This window comes from Geitlerinema sp. CS-897, assembly GCF_028368005.1.
In the GTDB taxonomy this organism is placed as follows: Bacteria; Cyanobacteriota; Cyanobacteriia; order Cyanobacteriales; family Geitlerinemataceae; genus Baaleninema; species Baaleninema simplex.
Genome location: NZ_JAQNCQ010000336.1, coordinates 1 through 3,030 on the forward strand (window position 1 = coordinate 1; position 3,030 = coordinate 3,030).

General features: G+C 51.2%; 2 protein-coding genes and 1 pseudogene. 2 read left to right on the plus strand and 1 reads right to left on the minus strand.

Annotated features, from left to right (window positions below):
• The first annotated feature begins 76 nt into the window (after nucleotides 1–76).
• Nucleotides 77–1,348, plus strand: a complete 1,272-nt coding sequence (ahcY, locus tag POG22_RS21550) for an adenosylhomocysteinase (RefSeq protein WP_063719653.1) — start codon at nucleotides 77–79, stop codon at nucleotides 1,346–1,348.
• 458 nt (nucleotides 1,349–1,806) lie between these two features.
• On the opposite strand, the pseudogene POG22_RS21555 reads toward ahcY, so the two are convergent.
• Nucleotides 1,807–2,268 (minus strand): annotated as a pseudogene (locus tag POG22_RS21555) (ABC transporter ATP-binding protein); the annotation flags it as partial.
• Nucleotides 2,269–2,351: 83 nt separating this feature from the next.
• On the opposite strand from POG22_RS21555, the gene POG22_RS21560 reads away from it, so the two are divergent.
• Nucleotides 2,352–2,513, plus strand: coding sequence for a hypothetical protein (locus tag POG22_RS21560; protein WP_498907076.1), 162 nt, complete (start codon nucleotides 2,352–2,354; stop codon nucleotides 2,511–2,513).
• Nucleotides 2,514–3,030: the final 517 nt, after the last annotated feature.

Consider the following 3,030-nt stretch of genomic DNA (forward strand, 5'->3'; position numbering starts at 1 on the left):
CCCCTGCCCTGTTCGTTCTCAGTAGGACGGAGTACCCTAGATAAGATTGTCTTTTTGTAAAGGAAGTCACTGACATATGACCGCAACGGCTATCAAGCACGAAATTAAAGATCCCGCTCTGGCGCCCCAGGGTAAACAACGCATCGATTGGGCAGGTCGGGAAATGCCCGTGTTGGCGCAAATCCGCGATCGCTTCGAGCAAGAAAAGCCCCTTGCGGGCATTAAATTAGTGGCTTGCTGCCACGTCACCACGGAAACGGCACATTTGGCGATCGCCTTAAAAGCAGGTGGTGCGGACGCTCTGCTCATTGCCAGCAATCCCCTCTCGACTCAAGACGACGTGGCGGCGAGTTTGGTTGTAGACCACAACATCCCCGTTTTCGCCATTAAAGGGGAAGACGCCGAAACTTACGAGCGTCACGTTCAAATCGCTCTCGACCACCACCCCAACATCATCATCGACGACGGGTCGGACGTGGTAGCGACGCTGGTGAAAGAGCGTCAAGACCAACTCCCCGAACTCATCGGGACGAACGAAGAAACCACCACCGGAATCGTGCGCCTGCGTGCCATGTTCAACGATGGTGTGCTGACCTTCCCGGCGATGAACGTCAACGATGCCGATACGAAGCATTTCTTCGATAACCGTTACGGAACCGGTCAATCGACCCTCGACGGCATCATTCGCGCCACCAATATGCTGCTGGCGGGTAAAACCCTAGTGGTCGCCGGTTACGGCTGGTGCGGTAAAGGCGTCGCCTTGCGCGGTCGCGGCATGGGCGCTAACGTGATCGTGACGGAAATCGACCCGGTTCGCGCCATCGAAGCGGTCATGGACGGCTTCCGCGTGATGCCGATGGAAGAAGCAGCACCGTTGGGGAACTTGTTCGTGACGGTGACGGGGAACAAGCACGTGATTCGCCGCGAACACTTCGAGACGATGAAAGATGGCGCGATCGTCTGTAACTCCGGTCACTTCGACATCGAAATCGACCTGAAATCCCTCAAGGCGATGACGAGCGAAGTGAAAACGGTGCGGCCGTTTACGGAACAGTACAAGCTCAACAGTGGAAAATCGGTCATCGTGTTGGGTGAAGGTCGCCTGGTGAACTTAGCGGCGGCGGAAGGTCATCCCAGTGCGGTGATGGATATGAGTTTCGCCAACCAAGCCTTAGCTTGTGAGTATTTGGTGAAGAATAAAGGAAAGCTCGAAGCCGGTCTTCACTCGATTCCTGAAGAGATCGATCGTGAAATTGCCAGCCTGAAGTTGAAGGCGATGGGCATCGAGATGGATACGCTAACCCCCGAACAGATCGAATATATCAATTCCTGGCAGTCGGGAACGTAAGTCAGTTAAGGATGAAGAGTGTAGCGTGAAGAGTGTTCGATCGAATTCTGCACTCTGCAAAACCCGGTATCTTTGATGAAGATACCGGGTTTCTCGTGGGCGAAGGGTGGTTAGTTACGGAATCCGAATCTCATACGGAATCCGTTACCCGATAAGCTAGGTTTCAAGAAGCCTTCACCACAGAGACACAGAGGACACAGAGAGGGACTTGTCAGGTTAGGCAAAACCAGTATTTGAAATTCGGATTCCGTATCAAATAGCGGTTTTACCCACTCAGACAAGTCCCTCCATCCCCGCAACCCCCCTCTCCTTTGGGGGGCTAATGGGGGATGTGGTGAAGACTTTTTGGGTAGTGTTAAAATAGCGGTTTGCTCCCAAATTTCAGGCACAACATTAAAAATCTATACCCGCCATTAGCGGCTTGGTTTCAGACTTGGCGATTCGGTTGAGCTGGCGGGAATGACGGTTCGCGCAAAACTCAGCCGTTGTTTCATTCCTCTCGAAAGGGTGGAAATCAGGCTGTTGCGTTTGGGGACAAGTTGCACGAGTTCGAGTACGTCGAAGAGGCGGCGCGATCGCGTAGGTTCTCGCAGGTGATACAGTCGCGCGAAGTATTCGAGATAGTCCCAAACGGTGAGGTCGTCGTAGAGGGGGAAGTCGTCGGGAAGGTAGCCGAGATGTCGTTGGAGGTTGGGATTGGGTCGATCGGGTCGCAGCCGTTCGCCGTTGAAGTAGATTTCTCCGGTGGTGGGTTCTTCGATGGCGGCTAACATCCGAATCAGGGTGGTTTTTCCCGCGCCGTTGGGTCCGATGAGACCGTACACTTCACCGTAATTGATGTTGAGATCGACTTCGTTGACGGCGAGTTGGCGATCGAACTGTTTGCTGAGGTCGCGGGTTTCGATGGCGAGGTCAGTCATCGCAGTTGGGGAGGTTCGAGTGAGGATCGATAGCGGTTTGGCTGTTTTACGGCTACAGAGGAAGCGATCGCCATTCCGCAGAGATGGCGATCGCGGGAGACACCCCAAGCCTAGCCTTAGCCTTCCCCAAACCTCTCCCGGCGATCGCTCACATCCGTGAAAGTTTCTCGAACTCTCTCTGGGAAATTCGGGACATCGCCAAAAACCCGTATGACAAACCGGGTTTACGAGTCGCCTTCGGGTAAGAGACGCTGGAAGCGAGCCAATTTGGACTGAAGATTCTTTTGTCGGTTGAGTAACATCAAGATAACCTCATGCTTTTGTGGATAACGCCACTCAACATAGTCAATAAAATCGTCGATCGTACAACTTTTCTGGGTTCCTCCATTCCATTGATGAAAATCTTCATGAATTTCCTCGGAGATTGTAATAATATTTTCTCGATCGGCTCCAAAAAATGGATAATGATTTTCGTCATATAAATGATGCCCTACTAATTTGACTCGCCGGTTTGTACTGCTGCGTGAAACTCCTGTAATTTGACAACAACCATCAAATCTTTTGACAGATTTAACAATACTAGAAATTTGTTTCTCCGATGGAGATGGTACTAAGGCCAGACCGGGTGCATCTCACTTTCGTAAAAACACAAAAATCATGGTAAAATAATATGAGTAGATATATCTAAAAAATTTCAAAATGAACTTAAACTCCGAAGAACGAGAAAAGCTACAAGAACATCTCAAAGCGGTGGCTGACATC

Excerpts from the sequence above, each read along its gene's own strand:
- ahcY (WP_063719653.1), top strand. The coding sequence starts at position 77 with ATGACCGCAACGGCTATCAAGCACGAAATTAAAGATCCCGCTCTGGCG.
- POG22_RS21560 (WP_498907076.1), top strand. The coding sequence starts at position 2,352 with ATGGCGATCGCGGGAGACACCCCAAGCCTAGCCTTAGCCTTCCCCAAA.